The sequence below is a fragment of the Pseudomonas laurylsulfativorans genome (assembly GCF_002906155.1).
Taxonomy (GTDB): domain Bacteria; phylum Pseudomonadota; class Gammaproteobacteria; order Pseudomonadales; family Pseudomonadaceae; genus Aquipseudomonas; species Aquipseudomonas laurylsulfativorans.
In genome coordinates this window covers 1-21904 of record NZ_MUJK01000001.1, presented here as the reverse complement: position 1 = coordinate 21904, position 21904 = coordinate 1, and the positions used below count along the sequence as shown (strand labels likewise).

Annotated in this window: 15 protein-coding genes and 1 pseudogene; 5 read left to right on the top strand and 11 right to left on the bottom strand. The window is 57.2% G+C overall.

All coding sequences use genetic code 11. The features are described from left to right. Nucleotides 1–71: 71 nt before the first annotated feature. Entirely contained in the window at nucleotides 72–1142 is a 1071-nt protein-coding gene (locus B0D71_RS00070; RefSeq protein WP_103392907.1) for an SDR family oxidoreductase, read from the bottom strand. A 74-nt stretch (nucleotides 1143–1216) separates the two neighbouring features. Here B0D71_RS00070 and B0D71_RS00065 point away from each other — a divergent pair, with 74 nt between their 5' ends. The 3 genes from B0D71_RS00065 to B0D71_RS00055 all read left to right on the top strand — a co-directional run bounded on the left by B0D71_RS00065 (nucleotide 1217) and on the right by B0D71_RS00055 (nucleotide 4397). Further along, the gene (locus B0D71_RS00065) at nucleotides 1217–1609 is read left to right on the top strand and encodes a MerR family transcriptional regulator (protein WP_103392906.1); all 393 of its coding nucleotides are present in this window, start codon (nucleotides 1217–1219) and stop codon (nucleotides 1607–1609) included. A gap of 380 nt (nucleotides 1610–1989) precedes the next feature. Beyond that, nucleotides 1990–3186, top strand: coding sequence for a patatin-like phospholipase family protein (locus B0D71_RS00060; RefSeq protein ID WP_103392905.1), 1197 nt, complete (start codon nucleotides 1990–1992; stop codon nucleotides 3184–3186). A gap of 176 nt (nucleotides 3187–3362) precedes the next feature. Beyond that, nucleotides 3363–4397, top strand: coding sequence for a sensor domain-containing diguanylate cyclase (locus B0D71_RS00055; protein ID WP_103392904.1), 1035 nt, complete (start codon nucleotides 3363–3365; stop codon nucleotides 4395–4397). Nucleotides 4398–4477: 80 nt separating this feature from the next. Here B0D71_RS00055 and B0D71_RS32230 read toward each other — a convergent pair whose 3' ends face one another. Further along, entirely contained in the window at nucleotides 4478–5131 is a 654-nt protein-coding gene (locus B0D71_RS32230) for a methyl-accepting chemotaxis protein (RefSeq protein ID WP_420825123.1), read from the bottom strand. A gap of 2110 nt (nucleotides 5132–7241) precedes the next feature. Here B0D71_RS32230 and B0D71_RS00045 point away from each other — a divergent pair. After that, a complete protein-coding gene (locus B0D71_RS00045) occupies nucleotides 7242–8750 on the top strand; it encodes a GGDEF domain-containing protein (protein WP_103393979.1) in 1509 nt (502 codons plus the stop codon). Nucleotides 8751–9073: 323 nt separating this feature from the next. On the opposite strand, the gene acs is transcribed toward B0D71_RS00045, so the two are convergent. The 8 genes and pseudogenes from acs to B0D71_RS31145 form a co-directional block, all read right to left on the bottom strand. Then, nucleotides 9074–11041, bottom strand: coding sequence for an acetate--CoA ligase (acs, locus tag B0D71_RS00040; protein WP_103392902.1), 1968 nt, complete (start codon nucleotides 11039–11041; stop codon nucleotides 9074–9076). A gap of 142 nt (nucleotides 11042–11183) precedes the next feature. Continuing rightward, on the bottom strand, nucleotides 11184–12014 hold the full coding sequence (locus B0D71_RS32225) for a methyl-accepting chemotaxis protein (protein WP_420825122.1): 831 nt from the start codon (nucleotides 12012–12014) through the stop codon (nucleotides 11184–11186). Nucleotides 12015–12041: 27 nt separating this feature from the next. Beyond that, nucleotides 12042–13067: pseudogene (locus B0D71_RS32220) on the bottom strand (HAMP domain-containing protein); the annotation flags it as partial. Nucleotides 13068–13202: 135 nt separating this feature from the next. Beyond that, a complete protein-coding gene (exaC, locus tag B0D71_RS00030; RefSeq protein WP_103392900.1) occupies nucleotides 13203–14723 on the bottom strand; it encodes an acetaldehyde dehydrogenase ExaC in 1521 nt (506 codons plus the stop codon). A gap of 74 nt (nucleotides 14724–14797) precedes the next feature. Then, nucleotides 14798–15625 carry a phosphonoacetaldehyde hydrolase gene (gene phnX, locus B0D71_RS00025; protein WP_103392899.1) on the bottom strand — a complete coding sequence of 276 codons (828 nt, stop codon included), beginning with the start codon at nucleotides 15623–15625 and terminating at the stop codon, nucleotides 14798–14800. 39 nt (nucleotides 15626–15664) lie between these two features. Continuing rightward, nucleotides 15665–17005, bottom strand: a complete 1341-nt coding sequence (locus B0D71_RS00020) for an MFS transporter (RefSeq protein ID WP_103392898.1) — start codon at nucleotides 17003–17005, stop codon at nucleotides 15665–15667. Nucleotides 17006–17279: 274 nt separating this feature from the next. Continuing rightward, nucleotides 17280–18446 (bottom strand): 2-aminoethylphosphonate--pyruvate transaminase, encoded by a 1167-nt coding sequence (locus B0D71_RS00015; protein WP_103392897.1) that lies wholly within the window; start codon nucleotides 18444–18446, stop codon nucleotides 17280–17282. A 274-nt stretch (nucleotides 18447–18720) separates the two neighbouring features. Continuing rightward, nucleotides 18721–18930 (bottom strand): hypothetical protein, encoded by a 210-nt coding sequence (locus B0D71_RS31145; protein ID WP_133160902.1) that lies wholly within the window; start codon nucleotides 18928–18930, stop codon nucleotides 18721–18723. 102 nt (nucleotides 18931–19032) lie between these two features. Here B0D71_RS31145 and dadA point away from each other — a divergent pair, with 102 nt between their 5' ends. Continuing rightward, nucleotides 19033–20337 (top strand): D-amino acid dehydrogenase, encoded by a 1305-nt coding sequence (gene dadA, locus B0D71_RS00010; protein WP_103392896.1) that lies wholly within the window; start codon nucleotides 19033–19035, stop codon nucleotides 20335–20337. A 473-nt stretch (nucleotides 20338–20810) separates the two neighbouring features. Here dadA and B0D71_RS00005 read toward each other — a convergent pair whose 3' ends face one another. Next, complete coding sequence (locus tag B0D71_RS00005; RefSeq protein WP_103392895.1) at nucleotides 20811–21839, bottom strand: IS110 family RNA-guided transposase; 1029 nt, start codon at nucleotides 21837–21839, stop codon at nucleotides 20811–20813. Nucleotides 21840–21904 lie beyond the last annotated feature (65 nt).

Here is a 21904-nt window from a genome sequence, read left to right as displayed (position 1 = left end):
GCATAAGCGCTGGATCGCCCAGTAGGATGCTATTCGCCCTCTTGTCGCCACCAAGGGAAAAGTCAGAGGGCCTAGCCCTTGGCTATGCAATATGAGTTGACGAACGTTGCAGTGTGCTGCAAAGACTGACGTATATCCGGTTTGGCTATTCCATACCTGTTGGCAAATTGCTCGACCGCCGCTGTATCAAAACGAGTGGTCTGGATAAAGTCCAAGGCTTCGGGTTTTGTATTCAAAATCCGCGCGACGGGAGGAATACTCAGTAGCAACTTCAGCAATCGGAGTGAAATGTAATGCTTGGGAGACTTTAAGCCCAAAGGTTGTGCCACCTGTGCCAAGAGTTCTCGCAAATTGGGAGTTTGGTCATCAAGCGCCAGCAGTTCCTGACCCGCCATGGCAGGATCAAAAGCACAAACCGCCACCAGTTCAACCAGGTAATCCACGGTGACCAGTGGCAGCCAGTGCTTGGCGGTACCAGGCACTGCAGTCAGCTTTCCCTGCACAAGGTTGCGTATCAGCTCCACTAGCGGCTGACCGTCAACGATATGCCCCGTGCGGCTGTGGCCACAGACCGTCGCGGGGTGGACAACGGTAATCTCCCCACCCTTGGCGGACATGACCTCTAGGGTCGCAAAATGCGCCTCCAGCTTGCTCGCCTCGTAACCACCGACATGCCGGTAGACGGCAGGCCAATTCGTCCGCTCCGGATTACGACGATCAATCCCGATGCGTTGCAGATGTTCATGATTTTTCAGCATGTAGCCGCCGATCATCACTAACCGGCTTTTTTGCTCAGCCGCCAACAGCGCCACGCGCTTTGCCCCTTCCACATTCACCGCACGAGATTGCTCCACTGAAAGTCCCCAGGCGAAGTGGGCGCCTAGGTGGAATACGACGCTGGCGTGCCTTAGCACTTCTCGATCAGCAAGACTCAGCCCGAGGTTGTCCCGTTCCAGATCGCCAGCTACGGCAAATACTCGGGTTGCGCACCCGCCCAAATTGTCGATTTGCTCCCGCAGTTCAGCTAGTCGCTCCGGGCGACGCATCAACACCCGAATGGTGTGACCTTTTGCACTCAGGTACGCCACCAAATGTTGACCGATGAAACCGGTACCCCCCGTGACAAAGCACTCCACGCTCATTTCCCTGTTCCTTGTTTATGGTGAGGAACCAAGCGTAAACTATCGACCCAACTCTACAGTCAAGCGGTGTTTTCATGAAAATTGGCGAACTCGAGGCCCGCAGCGGCGCCAGCCGCCATACGCTGCGTTATTACGAACAAATCGGCCTGATCTCACCGCTGCGGCAAACCAACAACTATCGCGTTTATACCGAGCAAACTCTGCAGGATCTGGACTTTATCCAGCGCGCGCAAAGCATGGGTTTTTCTCTGGGGGAAATAGGCGAGATTCTAGATGCGCAGCGGAACAAACTGATCGATTGTGCGGACGGCGCGAAGCTGATTGAAAAGAAGATGGCAGAAATCAAAAAGAAAGTCGCCAACCTCCAAAGCATTTATCGGTATCTGGATGAAGAGCGTGCAACCCTCGAAGCCAGTGCTGCCAGGCAACTTGAGCTTCAGCAGATGAGCAACTCTTCCAACCATTAAACCAACACATTTTCCCCGCGCATCCCGGTGACCATTCCTGGCCGATTTTTTCCTATCACGAAGGGCGGCTTTGGGAAGCTGACGCTTGGTGCGTGCGCATAACTCTGTATGTCACTACGCTCAAGAACATCATCTGCCATGTTCAAAAACTCTCAGCTATAGCCAGGCTCGATGGTGATGCCGGCGCCTTGCTGCTCTCATCGCCACTGTTCAGTGTTTCGTCATAGTCAAGTACGAGCGAGCAATGTGCCTGGTGGTGGGTGTCGGGGTGAAGAAGCACCGGCTAAGCGGCGCGTAGCTATCTCGGGCACCATGAGTCAGGACTTTCTTGTTCACGATGAGCGCGTTTGCTATCGACCGGCAGGGCCGGAGGAGGCGATTTGAAACCATTCCCGCTCAGACCTGGCGCTTCTTTGGACATGTTTCTTCAAGCGTGCCTGCCTCGCAGAGACGCGGTTCCGCCCTACTTGACGGAAAAAGCCATCATCCCGGGCATTCCGAATGCTCGCTACAGGCTGGACCACGACCGGACGCCTTTCATTGAGGATGCGGTTCAGTCCAACAAACGTGAGAGCCAGGTGCTCGCCGAGGCAGGGAAGCCGAACAATATCCTGCCGCTGGCACACATGCTGGCCGTTTCCGGCGGTGGAGATGCAGGCGCATTCGCAGCGGGACTGATTGCTGGATGGACCACGCATGGGACCCGCCCCATGTTCAAGGTCGTCACGGGCATTAGCGCGGGTGCCCTGGTCGCCCCGTTCGCTTACCTGGGGTCTGAGTACGACGGCGTGATTCGTTATGTCTCCAACGCCATCGGCCCCAAAGACATTTTTCATTCGCGAAACGTGTTAACCCGTTTTGCCAGCGACGGTATTGCGGACAGCAAACCACTGTCGCGGCTCATCGCAAAATACATCACTGCAGAGATTCTTGAGGCGATTGCACTGGAGTACTCCAAAGGCCGAATTCTGCTGATCGGCACAACTGACCTTGATTCAGGGCGGCCAGTCACTTGGAACATGGGCGCTATTGCCTCCAGTCAAGCACCGGGAGCGCTCGAGCTCTTTCGCAACATCATGCTCGCTTCAATGAGTATTCCCGGCGCAGTCTCACCCGTCATGATCGATGTGGAGGTTGACGGCAAACAGTTCCAGGAAATGCATGTGGACGGAGGGGTCATCACTCAAGTGTTTCTATACCCACCTAACACTGTGATGGCGCTGAGCAAAGCCACCGGAGCCCCTTTGCGGCTCGACCGTCATTTCTATGTCATTCGTAACGGGACACTGGAGCCACAGTGGTCTGGAACCAAGCGCCGTACATTGAGCATCGGCGGTCGAGCCATCAGTGCATTGATTCAAACTCAGGGGATCAGTGACCTGGAGCGAATTTACCGTATGGCGCAGCAGGATGGAGCGGACTTCAATCTTGCATACATTGGCTCCGACTTTACTTTTCCGCACAATCGTAAATTCGATGGCGAGTACATGAAGCGTCTATTCGATTACGCCTTTCAACTCAGCGTAAAGGGCTACCCGTGGCATAAATCGCCGTACCCGGAAAAAACCAAACTATAAAAACCCGCTAAAAGATTGAGGCAATCTGGCGCATCGATCGGTTGAATCCACAGCCAGAAGCGGTCCTTCTAGGGGTCTCGCAGTGTCATTCAGTGTGGTGAAGCGAAGCCCTGCAATGTTCAGTAATCCGCCGATTAGTCGATAATGAAATACCACTTAGCTTTCGGCACGCCCAAATGGATCAGATTCTTTCTCTTCTCTGCGATACCCTTCCAAAAGCCCAAACCCTGGAGCAGCTTACGCGTCCCCTCCTGACCCTGCTCAGCCAGGTAACCGGTATGGAGTCGACCTACCTGACGACCATTGATACCGACGAGGGTGTCCAGCGTATCGAGTTCGCGCGCAACGTCGGTGACATGGTGATTCCTGAAGGGCTGGTCGTGCCTTGGACAGATACGCTGTGCAAGCGGGCACTGGATGAGAATCGCATGTACTCAGATAACGTTGCCGAATGTTGGGGTGACTCGGAGGCTGCCGCGGCCTTGGGTATCAGAACTTACGTGAGCGCGCCAATCAGATCCCAAGATGGGCAAGTGCTGGGGACGGTCTGTGCCGCCAGTTCGGATCAGGTGGCCCGTTCTCCTGAAGTGGAACCCTTGTTGAAGTTGCTGTCAGGGCTGCTGGGATATTCCCTTGAACGTGGGCTGCTTGTTGAGCGACTCCAGGCTGCCAACGCCGAGTTGACCAAGCTGGCCCTGACCGATCCACTCACCGGCCTGTCCAACCGGCGTGCGATTCTAAACGATGCCACGCGCCTGTTCGCCCTGGCCCAACGGGAGCACAAGTACATACTGATGGGTGTTGTCGATCTGGATGGGTTCAAGTTCATCAACGATACCCGCGGCCACCTGGCAGGAGACCAGTTACTGCGCGGCGTGGCCGCACAACTGCAGCATGGCCTTAGAAGCAGCGACATCATCGGCCGTACCGGCGGGGACGAGTTCATTGTGATCGCCCTGGGCACACCATCCGAACACTCGGACCCGGCAATGGACATGCGACATGCCGCCGAACTGCTTCAGGATCGTTTGTCCCAAGCGACGATAGGGCGATATGAACTGGGCCACGGTCTTGGTGATATTCAATATACCGGCGCGAGTATTGGGGTAGTGCCAGTGATACCGGGCAGCATGACTGTGGACGAGGCCATAAAGCTGGCAGACCGCGAGATGTATAAGGTGAAACAGCAGCGAAACCGTCAACGGTTGTAGGAAAGCCAAAGGCACTGCAACCCTGGCGCCCTTCGAAATTGCGGGCTACCGTCATGATCAGCCCGCCCTCTCCTGCCTTCTCAAGCAGCCGCCACCCGTCCGTTGCTGTTGTTGCTCACCTCAAACTGCCCCACCAGTTTTTGCAGTTTATTGGCATTGAGCCTCACGGTCTCGGCACTGCCTTGCAACACCACCACCGTCTGACGCATTTGTGCGGAAGACTGGTCGACCTGTTTGATCGTCTTGCCGTAATCGAGGCTACGATTGTTGAGCTGCTGAATGATCGCAAACATACTTTCCACCGCTTGATGCAACTGCACATTTTCCGAGGAGGCATCTTCGGCCAGGCGCAGGCTGTTATCGACGTCCTTGACGCCCTCCTTCATGAAGCTGACGGCGTTTTGCGTTTCGTTCTGCAAGCCTTCGACCATCTGCCGAATGTCGTCGGCGGCCCGAGAGGTGCGTGAGGCGAGACTGCGTACCTCATCGGCAACCACCGCAAAACCTCGCCCATGTTCGCCCGCGCGCGCGGCCTCGATGGCGGCATTGAGTGCCAGTAGATTGGTCTGGTTGGTGATGTCACTGATCAGGCCGGTAATGTTGCCGATGTGCGTCATGCGGCTGTCGAGCAACTGTACGCTCGAAGAAGAGCGTTCGACCACATCCCGAATCGACTGGGTGCCTGCCTGCACGGCGAGAAACTGCTCGCGGGCACGGGTGACGACTTCGTCCATTGCCTGCTTCATTTGCTCGGCGCTGGCAGAGGCTTGCTGGATCTCGCCCAATTGGTCCTCAACGATAATCATCATGTGATGCACCGCTTCGGCCACCTCTGCCGAAGTGACGCCAGCTTCCTGGCTGCGCCCCAGCATCATCTGGTTGGTGGCGCCGACGGTGCGACTGGCCTTCACTACTTGCCCGACAACCGAGTCCAGATTATCGATGAAACTGTTGATCCAGCGACCCATGTCACCGGTCTCATCGTTGGACATTCGCGTGGTGTCCAGACGTTGGCGAAGGTTGCCCTCACCCTCGGCGATGGTCCTGATCACCCCCGTCATCTCGCCCAACCTTTGCGCAAGCCGTTTAGGCCCCAACAGGCCGAACAGCACAGTGGCACAGACCATGCCCAACACCTCGACGGCATCAATCATCCCCTGTGCCAGGCCACTGTAATGTTGAACCGTGTAGTTGCAGGCAAAGAGCCCTGTCATGGTTGCAAGATAAGGTTTCATCAAGCCGTAGCTGAGTGAGCGCCGACGGTAAACCTCCTCCAGATCGGCCTCACACATCATTCCCCAGCGATCAGGTGATCCTGGCAGCTGGAATGTAACCCCCTTGCCGACCACTGGAATGTGCCGATAGTCCGGGTAACCGGGATACGTCACGAACAGGTTGGAGCCTGTGCGAATGGTTTCGCGCACACCAGGGTGCAACGCCTGGGTCGCCGGGTCAGTAAAGCGCAGCTCCAGTTCAGTGTGCCGTTGAATCTGCACGGTCTTATAGGGCGTGTGCACACCACTTTTCAGGTTTTCGCCGTGGGTGAACGTACCGTCCTCGAAACGTGAACGCGACAACGCGGTTCCCGGTGCAATCGCCGGATCAAAGCGTGATTGCGCCATGAACAGATAATTGTCGCCCGATTCCGCATAGATGTGCCCTGCCTCGCGTTGGATAAGATCGCCCAACACATCGTTTGGCACGCGACCGCAGAGGCAGCCAAGGACTTTTCCATCAGCCTTCAACGGCTGATAAAACATCAACGTGACTTCATCGTGAAAGCGAGAAGTCGATGGACCGATTTGCAAGGTCAATGGATCGCTGTAAGGACCGTGAAGAAACGGTGCCTTCAACCCTTCGGCCAGGGCACGGGTTTTCCCAAACTGATTTTTACCGCGTCCGCTCCAGGTGGAAGCGATGACGGCACCGTCGACACCCACGACAAACAGCTCGGAAAAGTCTTCGGCCTGGCTGAGCTTATCCATCAGCGAACTGCGGTCGATATGGGCAAAATCCCGACCGAGATTTTCCGCCAGTTCAGCGAGGTGTTCCCATTGCTCGCGCGTCCAGTTGTGAAGCAACTGCGCACGGGTTTGCGCAATGGCTTCGAAGGTTTGTTCGATCACCGGGTAAGCCGACTGATTGAGTCGGCATGACCAACCCATCGCCAGTTTTCCGGTTCTGCCGAACCAGGGTAACCAGTGCTTCTCGCTAGAGGATAACTGCATGACTTTACTTGAAAGCGACATCTGCCTCTCCAACCGCGACATTAGGATGGCGAATTGATAGCAAATACCAAGCCAAGTCGTAAGCAGCCTAACCATTTGCATTGATCGAGGGCTATTCTGCAGTCGACAGCATTCTGATTGCTTTAGCCCGCAAGAGCGCATGCTTCAACTCAGTGCGCCAAGCGCCACTTGCTCTGAAAAAGCGCTGATGTCGGACTGAGTGACAGCTCGCGTGAGACCACCCATTTACGTTGCGCGCTGACTACCTGTTTGCACTCGTTATAACCACCGATTGCATCGGAGTTGACCAACAGGCTTTGTAAATATGATCGGTAGAGAGAGGCCATCGTTTGCTGAGTATTCGGATGGGGCAAAGAACGCCAGTAGCCTGGATAAAAAAGTCGTATCAGCGCCAACAGATCCAGTGCTAGTTGTGGCTCTGATTATGAGCAAACACTTTTTGAATGCCCGGCAATAGGCTGGGTATTGCGATGAGCGTGCTGCAACTATGCGTAACAACTTGTATCCTTATTCAGACAAGGACAAACAGCTGCCGTTGTGGCCTTGGCCCAATAGTCGCTGGAACGGAAAACTGGACTTTCCAAAAGGTAGTGACGTGAAGCGTGATACCCACCTGGTTGTATTTTTGCTGTTGATTATCGGCTGTTCCCTGGCGTCACTGACTGTCTGGAAGGTGCTGGCCTCCCGAGATCGGGCGCTGGAGGATGTGAATGTCCACGGGTTGAATCTTACCCAGGCGCTCGCTACCTACTCCGAAGGCATTGTCCGCCAAAGCTCCTTGCTCTTGCTCGGGCTTGTCGAACGCCTGGAAACTGAAGGTAGTGGCCCCCTACAGATCCAGCGGTTAAGTGCGCTGGTCAATCGACAGCAACCCCTGATGCCACAGCTCAGTGGTATCACTATCTACGACAATCAGGGACGTTGGTTGATGTCTTCCAATCGGCCGATTCCGGCCGGGGCGAACAGCAGTGATCGTGCCTATTTCATTCATCATCGCGACGATCCATCCCGTGAGATCTTTATCGGTCCGCCAATCCAAAGCCGTTCCAATCAGGAGTGGGTGATCACCGTCAGCCGGCGCTTCAATGACGCTCGCGGAGAGTTTGCCGGGGTGGTGGCGGTCACGTTGGGGATAGAAAACTTCCTGCGGCTGTTTGGAAAGATCGACGTAGGGCAAGAGGGGGCCATCGGGTTGTCCTATACCGATGGTACGTTGTTAGCTCGCTATCCCTTCCGTGAGCAGGACATGGGGCGCAACTTTTCGAAGTCGCCGATCTATGCGAAATATCTTGTGGACCGATCCGTCGGCACCGCGTCGTTCACCTCCAGCCTGGACGGTGTGGAACGGCTCTATGCGTTCCGAAAGAGTGACAAGCTGCCGCTGATAACCACCGTCGCTCTCGGGAAGCGAGAAGCGCTCACTGCGTGGCGAATGGAGGCACTGCTGTCGGCGGTAGTGGTGACGGGGCTGCTAGGGCTCACCGGCCTCATCGGTTGGCTTTTGATCCTGGATATCCGTCGGCGAACCAAGGTAGAAGGTCAGTTGAGGGGCACTCAGGAGCAATTGCTCTCATCGAATCGGCAACTGGAGCTACTGGCGATGAAGGATGCCTTAACCGGTTTGGCGAATCGGCGCTACTTTGATGTGACATTGGCCAGGGAGGCACGACGAGCGCAGCGGGAAGGGTCGTCTTTGGCACTTCTGATGATTGACATCGACTATTTCAAGCTGTTCAACGATTCCAAAGGACATGTTGCCGGCGACTTCTGTCTGCAGAGCGTTGGTAAGGTCGTGGAGGAATGCGTACGCCGACCATCGGATCTAGTGGCGCGGTATGGTGGTGAAGAGATGGCCGTAATCATGCCAGATACGGACATTGCTGGTGCGCAGGTTGTGGCGCAACTCATCCTGCGCCGGTTGAAACAAGAGAGTATTCCCCACGAAGCCAGCCCATTGGGTCGAGTGAGTGTAAGTATAGGGATTGCCGCTGCCGCGGGTTCCCGATTGGACCCATTGCAAAGTTTGATCGAAGCCGCCGATCAGGCGTTGTATAGCGCCAAGGCACTTGGACGAAACCAGTTTGCGACGCACTCTAATGGATGAGGGTTCGCAACTGGAATCGCCTACCCAATTGAATCATCGCGGATTAATTGTTCCGCAAATATTCGGTTCTGTTCGGTGCATTGCTCTTATCAACCTGGATTATCGACGTTTAGGGAAGCCTTGAATTTCCGCTTCAGGCCGATTTCAGGCTGCCCTCCACCGTCAGCTTCGGGTCGGATAGCGACCAGCAGCCATTGAGACTGATCCACCCTTGTCCTCCCTCAACGTGGAGGACGAGGCATGAATAGTATTTGCCAGATACCGCCATCAGCCTTGGAACAAGGGAAAGCTTGTCGGGCAGAGGACAAGCCTTTCGGATGTACCTACGAAGCCCGGGGCGACTCACTCATGCTTCGGTGCGTGTTGATCAGCTTCAGCACTACGCCCGGATCTGCCAGGGTGGAGATATCCCCCAACCCATCGTATTCAGCGGTAGCAATCTTGCGCAGAATCCGGCGCATGATCTTGCCCGAACGGGTCTTCGGCAGCCCCGGCGCCCACTGGATGACATCCGGCGAAGCAATCGGACCAATCTCCTTGCGCACCCAGTTTTTCAGTTCCAGGCGCAGTTGCTCGTTCGGCTCTTCACCATTTTTCAGGGTGACATAGACATAGATGCCCTGCCCCTTGATGTCGTGCGGTACACCGACCACCGCCGCTTCGGCGACTTTCGGGTGGGCGACCATCGCGCTTTCGATCTCGGCGGTGCCCATGCGGTGGCCGGACACGTTGAGCACGTCGTCCACGCGACCGGTGATCCAGTAGTCACCATCGGCGTCGCGGCGGGCGCCGTCACCGGTGAAGTACATGCCGCGGAAGGTCTTGAAGTAGGTTTCGACGAAACGGTCATGGTCACCAAACAGCGTACGCGCTTGGCCTGGCCACGAATCGAGAATCACCAGGTTGCCTTCGGCCTCGCCTTCGATGATGTTGCCCAGGTTGTCCACCAGGGCCGGCACCACGCCGAAGAACGGACGAGTGGCCGAGCCCGGCTTGAGTGCGGTGGCACCTGGCAATGGGCTGATCAACACACCACCGGTCTCGGTCTGCCACCAGGTGTCGATGATCGGGCAACGCTGCTGGCCGATCGTGTTGTAGTACCAATTCCAGGCTTCCGGATTGATCGGCTCACCCACCGAACCGAGCAGACGCAAGCTGCTGCCGTCAGCACCTTCGACCGCCGCAGTGCCCGAGGCCATCATGGCGCGGATCGCGGTCGGTGCGGTGTAGAGGATGTTGACCTTGTGCTTGTCGACGATCTTCGCCACCCGGGTGATGTCCGGGTAGTTCGGCACGCCTTCGAACAGCAGCGTGGTCGCGCCGTTGGCCAGCGGGCCGTAGACGATGTAACTGTGACCAGTGACCCAGCCAACGTCGGCGGTGCACCAGTAGATTTCACCCGGGCGGTAGTCGAACACGCGCTCGTGGGTCATGGCTGCGTACAACAGGTAGCCGCCGGTGGTGTGCTGCACGCCCTTCGGCTTGCCGGTGGAGCCCGAGGTGTAAAGGATGAACAGCGCCTCTTCGGCGCCCATCTCTTTCGGCGCACACACGGTGCCGGCCACTTTCATCAGGTCCTCGAACCAGATGTCGCGATGCTGGTTCCACTTGATGTCGCCACCGGTGCGTTTGCACACGATGACTTTCTGGATGCTGCTGGTTTCCGGGTTGGTCAGCGCGTCGTCGACGTTGGCCTTGAGCGGGATTTTCTTGCCGGCACGAATGCCTTCGTCGGCGGTGATCACCACCTTGGATTTGCAGTCGATGATGCGGCCAGCCAGGGCTTCCGGCGAGAACCCGCCGAACACCACCGAGTGAATCGCGCCGATCCGGGTACAGGCCAACATGGCGACCACGGCTTCGGGGATCATAGGCATATAGATCGTCACCACGTCGCCGCGGTGCACGTCCTGACCACGCAGGGCGTTGGCGAATTTGCAGACTTGCTCGTGCAGCTCGCGGTAGGTGATGTTGCGGCTTTCGGCAGGGTCATCGCCTTCCCAGATGATCGCGACCTGATCACCGCGCTCGGCCAGATGACGGTCGAGGCAGTTGTAGGAAACGTTCAGCGTGCCGTCGGCGAACCATTTGATGTCGACATGGTGATCATCGAAGGAAGTCTGCTTCACCGTGGTGAAAGGCTTGATCCAGTCGAGGCGCTTGGCTTGCTCGCGCCAGAAGCCGTCCGGGTTGACGACCGACTGCTGGTACATGGCCTTGTAGGTCGCCTCGTCGGTCAGCGTATTAGCCAGAACCTCGGGACGAACGGGATACAGGGAAGCCGCACTCATCTTTCTTACCTCGGTGGAATAGTTGTTTTTTTGATCTGTAACTGTTCTGAAGCTTGAACATTCGACACTGTTCGATTCGCGCCTTGTTCCAGGGAGCCGATGGCCGCGTTGACCCACGATCAATAGCCCCCTATTGCGAAACTCAAATCCTGAAGCGACTGAGAAGTTTGTCTTGCTCGCCAACGTGGTCCACCATCGCCGAGCATTGACGAACCTGCTTGTCCGCACTGCCGGATACTTCAAGACTGATATCGCGGATGTTCGTCGTGTTGCGATTGATTTCCTCGGTCGTGGCGCTCTGTTCTTCAGCGGCAGCGGCAATCTGTAGATTCATATCATTGATGCGGTAAATGGCTTCACGTATGCGCTCGAGCGTTTCATTGGCTGCATTGGCATCGCCTGCTGTCTTGCTGGCCGTATCACGGCTTTGCTGCATTCGCACTTGAGCGTGCCTCACACCCGTCTGCAGCTGATCAATCATCAGGCGTATTTCCTGAGTGGATTGCTGAGTACGCGAGGCCAGTGAGCGCACCTCATCAGCAACCACAGCAAACCCGCGCCCCGATTCACCAGCACGTGCCGCCTCGATGGCCGCATTGAGCGCGAGCAGATTGGTTTGGTCGGCAATGCTGGTGATGACCGCGACGATCGATTCGATGCTTTGGCTGAGCGTGGACAATTCATTGATCGCATGACCGGTGTCGTCCATCTCGTCCGCCAAGCGCTTGATCGCCCCCGTTGACCTGGAGACCAGGGCCACCCCGTCTGCTGTTTCCTCAGTGGCAACGATCGCCGCCTCGGCAGCGGCTTGCGCATTGCGCGCCACGTCCTCGGCTGTCGAGGCCATCTCGGTCATGGCGGTGGCGAGTTGATCCAGTTCCTGTAATTGAATCTGTACGCGGTTGGCTGCCTGATCCGCTTCACATGACGTCGCTGTGGTGCTCTCGCGAACCTGTTGTGAGCTCCTTTTCACATCGCCAATGAGCGCTTTGAGGTTCCTCAGGAACTGATTGAACTCCCCGGAGACCAGCGCAATTTCATCATTGCCGACCACAGGTAATTGGCGGGTCAGGTCGCCTTCTCCGCGATTGATGTCTGCCAACGATTCCTTGAGTTGATCCAGGGGGCGCAGTAGCCGTCTGACCAGCAGCCCCAACACCAACAGGCTAAGCAATACGCCCAGGCCAGTACCGATGACGGCTCGCCAGCTCAGGATGTAGGCTGCGGCCATGACGATGTCCTGATCGAGCACCACACCGATGTACCAATCCATGCCCTTGAGGTCCGTGAGTGGGATGAAAGACACCAGGAGGGACTTTCCATCGCTACTGACTTCTTGAAGCTGACTGTTGAGCGGTAGGGCACTTCCTGCGAAAAGCTGGCTGTAGGGCTTGCCGTTCAGTTCAGCGTCCGGGTGGGAAATGATGTTGCCACTCTTGCTCAGCAGAAAGGCATAACCGGCCCCACCGAAATCCAGCGTATTGATGGCATCGGCAACCGCAGTCAAACGGATGTCACCGCCAAACACCCCGAGCAACTGACCCGCGTCGCTGATCCGGGCGACAGCCGAGATCAGAATCTCACCGGTGGTGGAGTCCTTGTAAGGTTCGGTTAAAACTGCCTGGCCACCTGCCTTGCCGGTGACGTACCAAGGGCGGGTGCGACCGTCATAGTCCGGTTTTGGATTCCAGGACGCGGTGTTCTTAATGGGTTTTCCATCAGACTCAAGGGCGCCGAATACCAGCTTGAATTCGTCTTTGAGAATGGGCGAGTCGATGATTCGTTGGGTCGCTTGCGGGCTGTATTGGCTGTCGATCGACTGGGATGCCAAATCCATCAGACGAAGTTTGCCGTTTAGCCAGTTTTCGATCTGGCGCGCGACCGCATTGCTCGATTCGGAAATGCTCGCCTCAACCTGGCTACGCAAAATCGTACGTATCTGCTCTACCTGGACCAGCGACAGGAGACTGGTCGTCACGAACAGCACACAAGCAGCCACAAGGCTTACCTTGTAACGGATTTTCATCGAGGGCTCCGCGCGGTGGGAAGGTGATTTTTTGGTGTTTTGAGACCGCCATCGCCGGCAAGCCGGCTCCTACAGGTTTACGCGGTCTGTAGGAGCTGGCTTGCCAGCGATGGACTCACCTCATTTCAAGAGGGGTTAAAAGAAGCCCAGCGGATTGATGTCGTAGCTCACCAGCAGGTTTTTGGTCTGCTGATAGTGGTCGAGCATCATCTTGTGGGTTTCACGGCCGACGCCGGACTTTTTGTAACCACCGAACGCGGCGTGCGCCGGGTACAGGTGGTAGCAGTTGGTCCACACTCGACCGGCCTTGATGGCGCGGCCCATGCGGTAGGCGCGGTTGATGTCGCGGGTCCACAGGCCGGCGCCCAGGCCGAACTCGGTGTCGTTGGCGATGGCCAGGGCTTCGGCTTCGTCCTTGAAGGTGGTGATGCTCACCACCGGGCCGAAGATTTCTTCCTGGAACACACGCATTTTGTTGGTGCCCTTGAGCAGCGTCGGCTGGATGTAATACCCGCTCGCCAGGTTGCCCTCGAGTTTTTCCACCTTGCCGCCAGTCAGCAGCTCGGCACCTTCGCCCTTGGCGATTTCCAGGTACGAAAGGATTTTGTCGAATTGCTGCTCGGACGCCTGGGCGCCGACCATGGTGTCGGTGTCCAGCGGGTCGCCACGTTTGATTTGCAGGACCTTCTTCATCACCACTTGCATGAATTCGTCGTAGATCGACTCTTGCACCAAGGCGCGGGATGGGCAGGTGCAGACTTCGCCCTGGTTGAAGAATGCTAGCACCAGGCCTTCAGCGGCTTTCTCGATGAAGGACGGCTCGGCCTTCATGATGTCTTCGAAGAAGATGTTCGGCGATTTGCCGCCCAGTTCCACGGTGGACGGAATGATGTTTTCGGCCGCGCATTTCATGATGTGCGAACCGACCGGGGTCGAGCCGGTGAAAGCGATCTTGGCAATGCGCTTGCTGGTGGCCAGCGCTTCGCCGGCTTCTTTGCCGAAACCTTGCACGATGTTCAGTACGCCCGGTGGCAGCAGGTCGCCGATCAGCTCGACCAGCACGGTGATGCCCAGCGGGGTTTGTTCGGCTGGCTTGAGCACCACGCAGTTACCGGCGGCCAGGGCCGGGGCGAGTTTCCACGCGGCCATCAGGATCGGGAAGTTCCACGGGATGATCTGCCCGACCACGCCCAGCGGTTCATGGAAGTGATACGCCGCGGTGTGTTCGTTGATTTCAGCGGAGCTACCTTCCTGTGCACGGATGCAACCGGCGTAGTAGCGGAAGTGGTCGACGGCCAGCGGGATGTCGGCGTTAAGGGTTTCACGCACGGCTTTGCCGTTGTCCCAGGTTTCAGTGACGGCCAACAGTTCGAGGTTTTGCTCGATGCGGTCGGCGATTTTCAGCAGCGCCAAGGAGCGGTCCTGCACCGAGGTCTTGCCCCAGGCATCGGCGGCTGCGTGGGCAGCGTCCAGCGCCTTTTCGATGTCTTCGGCGCTGGAACGGGGAAATTCGGCAATCGGTTGGCCATTCACGGGCGAGGTGGTGGTGAAGTACTGACCTTTGACCGGTGCGACGAACTCACCGCCGATGTAGTTGCCATAACGGGACTTGAAGGAAACGATGGCACCTGGAGTGCCTGGGTGGGCGTAGTTCATGTTGGGGGTCTCTTGTTGTTTTTGGTTGTGACCGTCCGGGGACGGCCACTGTCAGTGGCACAAGCGCTACAGGGTCAGGAGCCCTGAGGGGTTTCCCCACGTGCCAGACGAGCATTGATGTCTTCAATGACAGCCGGCAAATCGACGATGGTGTCGATCAGGTAGTGCGGGCGAGAGGCTTCGAACATCTTGATGATGCGCGTGCGTTCTTCGGCCAACTCCTCCAGGGACAAGTCTTTGAATTCCTCGTAGGTCAGCCCCAGTGCGTTGCCGGAGCAGGTCAGTGCGACCGTCCACATGCCCGCGCTGCGGCCTTCGAGGATGCCCGGCCAGGTGTCGTCGACCTTGACGCAAGCGGCGACGTCGTCGATACCCAGAGCGATTACATTGGCCAAGGCCTGTGCGGGATGTGGACGACCGTTGGGCACTTCGTCGGTGGCAACAACATAGTCGGTGACGTAGCCGTTCTTACGCGCCAGCTCTACGACTTTTTCCATCACCACGGCCGGATAACCCGAGCAGGAACCGATTTTCAGGCCCTTGTCGCGTATGCCGTTGATCGTATCGAGCGCACCGGGAATCAACGCCGAGTGCAGGGCGATCTTTTCGATCTGCAACGGCATGAAGCGCTCGTAGAGTGCGGTGACATCATCATCCGTTGGCAAGCGGCCGAAGGCTGTCTGGTAACGTTCGGCGATCTGTGGCTCGTTGCACAGCGTGCGGATGTGATCCCACTTGCCCATGCCCATCGGTCCACGGGCTTCTGCCAGGGAAACCGCAACACCAAACTCGGCGAAGGCTTCAACAAAGATTTGAGTCGGTGCGAAAGAACCGAAGTCAACGACGGTGCCCGCCCAGTCCAGAACCACAGCTTGCAGTTGAGAAGGTTGTTTGTAGTGCATGGTGATTGCTCCAGTGATAGGTAAGTTGGGAGTTCGGATTCAGGCGGTGGTAGTGACGATGACGGGTTGTACCGGGGTCGAGACCAGCTGGCTTTCCACTGTTTTTGGCCGGCTATTCCAGAATGGCACCAACATCAAGCTGGCCAGCAGTGCAGCGCCGGTGAAGACCAGGAACACGGTGATGGTGTCGAAGTAACCCGGTAGCAAGCCGCCGAGGACCGCACCTACCGAACCGCAGCCATTTACGAAACCTGCGGCGGAGGCAGCACCGTCCTTACTGCCGAAGTCGATTGCAGCCGAGCCGCTGATCATCGAATCCGGCCCGTAGAGCGTCAGGCCCATCATGAACAGCAGGCCGACCACCATATAAAGACTGCCGCTCTGCATGGCAGGAACGAACAACCCCAGGCAGACAGTGAGGACCACCAGGCTAAGGACGCAGGCGGGTATACGACGAGCGCCGAAGTATTTGTCCGATGCGATACCGATGAGGATTGGACCTAACAGACCTGCCAGTTCAAAGGACGTGGGTACGATGGCGGATGCGACCTTGCCAATCTCTGGCATCCGTTCGTAGATGATCACGGGGCCCCACAGGAGGATGGCGTAACGTGCGGGCTTGAGCATGAAATAGGCAAGGCCAAGCACCAGTACGGTTCGATTTTTCATCACGGTGCGCAAGCCGGCCCAGATACTTTCGCGCGGAACTACGACATTGCTGACGGGTTCGACCTCGATTTCGACAGGAGGCAGTCCTACGTCCTCCGGTTGGTTGCGTTGCAGGAAAAAGAACAACACCGCTACCACCAGCACCACGATGGCGCTACTGAAGAACGCTATGCGCCAGTCGTGGTACGCGCTATAGGCCCACCAACCGGCAAACGGCGTGGCCACCAGACCGCCAAAGGCGTAACTGGTGCTCCAGTAACCCAGTACACGGCCACGGACTCCGGTACTGAAGAAACTGCCGACGTTCTTGCATAGACCTGACCAACCGGTGGACTGAGCAAGCCCCTGTACCAGCATGCAGGAAACGAAAATCGGTAAGGTGGCGTAGGTCCCCATGAGCAGCGCCGCCAGGGCCGAGATGACGAGGCCACTGAGTACCACGACCCTTGGCCCGAAGCGGTCAGAGAAGTTGCCCCACAGAAACTGGCCCACGGCATAGGCCGTTAGGTAAAGGGCATCGAGATTGGCCATCATGGCCTTTTCGAGCATGAAGTTCGGGTCTTCACCAATACCCAGTTTGGCGACAGAGAAAGCTTTGCGGGTGAAGTAGAAGCCGGCGTATGCCACCCAAGTGATGAGGAAAATTTGCACGCGCCAACGCTGGAGTGATTTCCAGCCGGTTGCGAGAGGCGTTGAGGTGTTCTTGTTCATGGTGTACTGATCCCGTGTGAGGTGCCAGACAGCGCAGATGAGGTTGGTTTTTGTTTTTGTTTTCGGTGCACAAGTCTGTCCAAGCGCACGACATCGATCAGATGGCCGTGAGAATGGCATCAGGCTTCAAGTATTAAATTGTCGAGGTCGCTGACTCCTGCCCGGCGCTGCCGAGCGATAAGTCACCGGATCCATGGTTTAAAAAAAGATCTCTGCCCAAAGGCGCTACCCATTGCGCCTGTGCTCGAATCGGCAGAGACCTTAAAGGGGTCGATCAGGCTGCGGGCTTGAGCATGTCCACGTCCATGGCGACGAGACTGTCTGCGATAGCTCGGAGCAATTGGTGGACGATGTATTCGTCGATTTGGCCGATACAGCCGATGCGGAAACTCTCAGCAACGGTCAGCTTGCCCGGGTAGATGATGAACTGACGGGCCTTGAGTTCTTCGTAGAAGCGCGTGAAATCAAAATTGGGATGTTCAGGGCTGAAGAACGTGGTGATGATCGGCGACAGCCAACGGTCTTCCAACAGAGTCTTGAAGCCCAGTTCGCGCATACCGGCAACCAGCACGTCGCGGTTGCGGGTGTAGCGCGCCAACCGGCCATCCACGCCGCCTTCGGCGCTGTGCTGTTCCAACGCCTTGTGAAAGGCCACGACACTGTGGGTCGGCGGCGTGAAGCGCCATTGACCGGTGCGCTCCATGTAGGTCCACTGTTCGAAGAGATCGAGGGACAGCGAGTTGGCGCGGCCTTTGGCGGCTTCAATGACAGAGCGGCGGATGATCACGAAACCAAAGCCTGGAATGCCCTCGATGCATTTGTTGGCGGATGACACCACCACGTCAAAGGCTATTTCATTCACAGTCAAAGGCACGGCGCCGAAGGAGCTCATGGCATCGATAATCAGGCTCTTGCCGTGGGCCTTCACGACATCGGCGATTTCACGTAGCGGGTTGAGGATGCCGGAGCTGGTTTCGCAATGAACGACGAAGACATTGGTGATGTCCGGGTTAGCCTTGAGCAGGGCATCCACCTCCTCCGGCTGCGGAGGCAGGTAGTCGCCTTTGTCCAGGGTAATGAAGGCACGACCGAGGTATTCCAAAGTCTTGGTGGCGCGCTGACCGTAGGCGCCGTTCATTAGCACCAGGGCTTTACCGTCACGCGGGATGGCGGTGGCCAATGCGGCCTCTACTGAGTAGCTGCCGCTACCTTGCAATGGCACGCAGGCGAAGCTGTCATCCTGTACGCCGGCCATGCCGAGCAATTTCTGGCGAACTTCAGCAGTGACTTGATTGAAGGCACCGTCCCATGAGCCCCAATCGCGCAACATGGCCTCCTTGGTGGCTTTGGAGGTGGTCAGCGGGCCTGGGGTCAACAGGTAGGGCTCGCCCAACGCAGGGGTTGCCAGCGGTTGGGTGATCGAAAATTCAGCGGTGGTCATGATCTTCTCCGGCGATGTTGTTTTTGTGGGGAGTGATGCACGGATCGATAAAAACACCTGCGCAGAAATAACTGAAATCGATTTATCACATTACAAATACAAGCTGAGCTTATAAGTGAGATTTCATCGCCGCTGTAGATCAGCCCCGATCTGTCTGTGCGTTAAATTTCGATTCTGTTGGTTCAAATCTCTTCCCATGACGATGCAGCTCTTGGATTTACGGACATGCCCAAGTAGCCGTTTGCGATTCGATACCGTCGCGGAAAAATAACCTTCACACCTGGATTCCCGAGTCTTCGGTACAGGATGTGGTCGACAGCCCGACCTTTTCTTCCTGCTCGGAAAAGGCGATGCGCCCAAGACGTTTTGCAAGATCCACAGGCGGTTGCGCCCGGTGCTGCCCTACCTGTTTTTGGGTCTCGGTGAGGATGTCCGCAGGAGATATACCTTCGTAAAAAGCGCTTATGCCGAGAATTGTCGCCAATTATTCGCACTTATATAGTGAAAGCCACTGGCCAATCTTTCCTAGACTGCGCCCATCCAGCCCTACAAAAATTTCAGTGGCCAGCCACAAATGGGAGTGAACATGCGAGTTCTCGTGCTTGGTAGCGGCGTCATCGGTACCACCAGTGCTTATTATCTGGCCCGTGCCGGGTTTGAAGTGGTGGTTGTGGACCGGCAGCCGGCTGCTGCCATGGAGACCAGTTTCGCCAACGCAGGCCAGGTCTCGCCAGGTTATGCCTCGCCGTGGGCCGCGCCGGGTGTGCCGCTCAAGGCCATCAAGTGGCTGCTGCAGCGCCATGCGCCACTGGCAATCAAGGCCACTGCCGACATCGACCAGTACCTGTGGATGGCACAGATGCTGCGCAACTGCACCGCCAGCCGTTACGCGGTGAACAAGGAGCGCATGGTCCGTCTGTCCGAGTACAGCCGTGACTGCCTCGACGAACTGCGCGCCGAAACCGGCATCGCCTACGAAGGCCGCAGCCTCGGTACCACCCAACTGTTCCGCACCCAGGCCCAACTGGACGGTGCCGCGAAAGACATCGCCGTGCTGAAAGAGTCCGGCGTACCGTTCGAACTGCTCGACCGCGACGGCATTGCCCGCGTTGAACCGGCGCTGGCCAGCGTCACGGACATCCTCGCCGGTGCCCTGCGCCTGCCGAACGACCAGACTGGCGACTGCCAGATGTTCACCACCAAGCTCGCCGAAATGGCCGCAAACCTGGGTGTGCAATTCCGTTTCGGCCAGGACATTCAGCGCCTCGACTTCGCCGGTGACCGCATCAACGGCGTATGGATCGACGGCAAGCTGGAAACCGCCGACCGCTACGTGCTGGCGCTGGGCAGCTACTCGCCGCAACTGCTCAAGCCGCTGGGCATCAAGGCGCCGGTGTATCCGCTCAAGGGTTACTCCCTGACCGTGCCGATCACCAACCCGGCGATGGCCCCGACCTCGACCATTCTCGACGAGACCTACAAGGTCGCGATCACCCGTTTCGACAACCGCATCCGCGTTGGCGGCATGGCTGAGATCGCCGGTTTTGACCTGTCGCTGAACCCGCGCCGTCGCGAAACCCTGGAGATGATCGTCAACGATCTTTATCCTCAGGGCGGCGATCTGGCCCAGGCCAGCTTCTGGACCGGCCTGCGTCCGACCACACCGGATGGCACGCCGATTGTCGGTGCCACTCCGTTCAAGAATCTGTTCCTGAACACCGGTCACGGCACGCTCGGCTGGACCATGGCGTGCGGCTCCGGTCGCTTGCTGGCTGACCTGATAACCAAGAGAAAGCCGCAGATCAGCGCCGAAGGCCTTGATATTTCCCGTTACGGCAGTGATACGCCGGAGCCAGCAGAGCACGGCGACCCAGCGCCAGTTCACCAATAAGCGAGCGCGTATAAACCCATCATGACTGTGTTGAAAAAACGCCCGGCCAATAGCCAGGCGTTTTTTGAGGCAAGCGTAAAAGTTTCGGTTCTTCACGGAATCCCGGGGAACTGTAGGAGCCGGCTTGCTGGCGATGGTCGTTAACGATAACGCGTGAAAACTGGATAAACGCGCTGCACTTGAGTCCATCGCCACGATGCGGCGACCCGACAAGCCGGCTCCTACATCTATGGTTACCCCCTTTTCTGCAATACTGTATTTGATGCGTGTTTGGCTTGCTTTCATCTATCCGGCGTCTGAGTGGGGGTGTCGCCCCGCGCCTCGATGAGAATCGATGCCCAACGACCCTAATTAGTTGAACGGCCTTACAGCCGTGTAGGAGCCCAGGGTTGTCGTCAGGCCGGTTGGCCGTTCACGTCATCAGTTATCCAGCATCGCAAAACCAGGTGGGTGGTGCTCGGGTGACAGCGGGGTCAGGCGTTCATCGCGGCTGGCCCCGCATCGAATTCAGTGTGGTGTGCGGCTATCGCCCAGGCGATTCTTGCCAGCTTGTTGGCCAGTGCGCAGACCACGAGATTGGAGTGATGGCGGGAAGCTAATAGTTGGCGGACCCAGTCCGCCAAGGCGCCTTTCTGTCGTTCCAGTTGTATCAAGTACACACGGGCGCACTGGATGAGCAGGCGCCTCTGATTTCGATCGCCGCGTTTACTGATGCCGAGCAACACGGTTTTATCGCCCGTACCGTGCTGTTTGGGTACCAGCCCGATCGACGCCGCATAGCCTCGGCCGCATTTGAACTGTTTGCCATCGCCCAACTCGGCAGCCAAGGCGCTGGAGGTGATCGGGCCGACACACGGCATGGTCATCAAACGAGCCGCCAGATCATCTTCAGCTGCTTGGCATTCCACCTCCTTGTCCAGCGCTTTGACCTTCCCATCCAGATAGTTGAAGTGCTCATGCAACCCCATCAGAATTTTTTTGATGGAGCCGGAAAATGAACTCATCTCAAGCAATGCTGGAAGCTCTTTGATGGATTTGAAGCCGGGAGCCAGGCTGATACCCACCTCCAGCAGGGCTGCGTGAATCCGATTGACGGTGGCGGTACGGTCTTTGATGAACGACTCACGAACCGAATTGAGCATCGCCAGCGCCTGCTGAGCCTGGGTTTTGGGGTGCACGAAGCGCATTGTGGGCCGGGTCGCCGCCTCGCAGATCGCTTCGGCATCAGCGAAGTCGTTTTTGTTGCTCTTCACGTAAGGGCGTACCAGATGTGGCGCAATAAGCTTGGGCGTATGCCCCAGCTTGGCGACTTCCTGCGCCATGAAATGGGCGCCGCCACAGGCTTCCATCACGACGGTGCAGGGTTCCAGTTTCGCCAGATATTGGGTGAGTGCTGCGCGCGTAAACTTTCTGCGGTGAACCTCGTGGCCGCGATCATCTTGAGCATGAAGATGAAAGGAATGTTTTCCGAGGTCGATGGCGGCAATAGCTACGTTGTTCATGGCAATGATCTCCGATGAGCCCTCTGTGAAAGCTTAGTGGGCGATCACAGGGGGCAGCGGGGGGG

Bases quoted from the DNA above. Each gene is read 5' to 3' on its own strand.
- acs (WP_103392902.1), bottom strand. From the start codon at position 11,041: ATGAGTGCGGCTTCCCTGTATCCCGTTCGTCCCGAGGTTCTGGCTAAT.
- B0D71_RS00055 (WP_103392904.1), top strand. From the start codon at position 3,363: ATGGATCAGATTCTTTCTCTTCTCTGCGATACCCTTCCAAAAGCCCAA.
- B0D71_RS00065 (WP_103392906.1), top strand. From the start codon at position 1,217: ATGAAAATTGGCGAACTCGAGGCCCGCAGCGGCGCCAGCCGCCATACG.
- phnX (WP_103392899.1), bottom strand. From the start codon at position 15,625: ATGCACTACAAACAACCTTCTCAACTGCAAGCTGTGGTTCTGGACTGG.
- B0D71_RS00070 (WP_103392907.1), bottom strand. From the start codon at position 1,142: ATGAGCGTGGAGTGCTTTGTCACGGGGGGTACCGGTTTCATCGGTCAA.
- dadA (WP_103392896.1), top strand. From the start codon at position 19,033: ATGCGAGTTCTCGTGCTTGGTAGCGGCGTCATCGGTACCACCAGTGCT.
- exaC (WP_103392900.1), bottom strand. From the start codon at position 14,723: ATGAACTACGCCCACCCAGGCACTCCAGGTGCCATCGTTTCCTTCAAG.
- B0D71_RS00015 (WP_103392897.1), bottom strand. From the start codon at position 18,446: ATGACCACCGCTGAATTTTCGATCACCCAACCGCTGGCAACCCCTGCG.
- B0D71_RS00005 (WP_103392895.1), bottom strand. From the start codon at position 21,839: ATGAACAACGTAGCTATTGCCGCCATCGACCTCGGAAAACATTCCTTT.
- B0D71_RS00020 (WP_103392898.1), bottom strand. From the start codon at position 17,005: ATGAACAAGAACACCTCAACGCCTCTCGCAACCGGCTGGAAATCACTC.
- B0D71_RS32230 (WP_420825123.1), bottom strand. From the start codon at position 5,131: ATGGACGAAGTCGTCACCCGTGCCCGCGAGCAGTTTCTCGCCGTGCAG.